This window comes from Yersinia rohdei ATCC 43380, from assembly GCF_000173775.1.
Lineage (GTDB): Bacteria > Pseudomonadota > Gammaproteobacteria > Enterobacterales > Enterobacteriaceae > Yersinia > Yersinia rohdei.
On the sequence record NZ_ACCD01000080.1, the window covers coordinates 1 to 711 of the forward strand.

Below are 711 nucleotides of genomic sequence, written 5' to 3' on the forward strand. Positions count from 1 at the left end.
GGTGGCCGCGCTAAGGCTGATATTCTGCGCCTGTATATCAATGGTGTTGGCATTGATGTTGGCCCCGACGGCGGTTAAGTCGCTGACGTTGGCGGTCAGTGCGCCACCGACATTCACCTCGCTACCCAGATGGCGGATATGTTCACTGGTCGAACTACCACCGCTGTATTGCCCGCTTATCTGGTCGCGGGTTTGGACGGTATTGAGGATCCAGTCGCCGCCGGTATTGACCTGAAGATCCTTACCGACATTCACACTTGCGCCTTGCAGGATAAAGTCGCGCTCGGTATTAATCACCGCGTTATTGCTGATATTGATGCTGGCCAGCGGCCCCAGCAGGGTTTGATTGCGCAGCACGGAGCCATTGCTGCTACTGAGTTGTTCAGTGCCGGTGCGCAGGATTAAATCGCGCCCGCTATCCAGTTGCAGGTTAGTGGCAGTTAATCGGCTGCCCGTCAGGTCAATATCACTGTTCAGTGTACTGAGCTGCATATTATTGCCCGCCTGCAGTAAACCGCCACGGTTATTCAGTGCCATGTCCTGCGCCATGCTGATTTGCAGGTCATTGCTGGCTTTAATCGCCCCTGAGTTATTGAAACCCTGAACATCGGTTAAGGTGATATTCTCGGCGGCAATTAATGCACCGTTGGCCTGTAAATCGCCCGGTTTGACACCCGCCAGATAGACCACGGGGACTAATACCTTTTGCCC

1 protein-coding gene is annotated in these 711 nt (G+C 54.1%); it reads right to left on the reverse strand.

Annotation, left to right across the window (positions count from 1 at the left end):
* On the reverse strand, positions 1-711 hold a 711-nt coding region (locus YROHD0001_RS00070), incomplete at both ends, for a hemagglutinin repeat-containing protein (protein WP_032818611.1).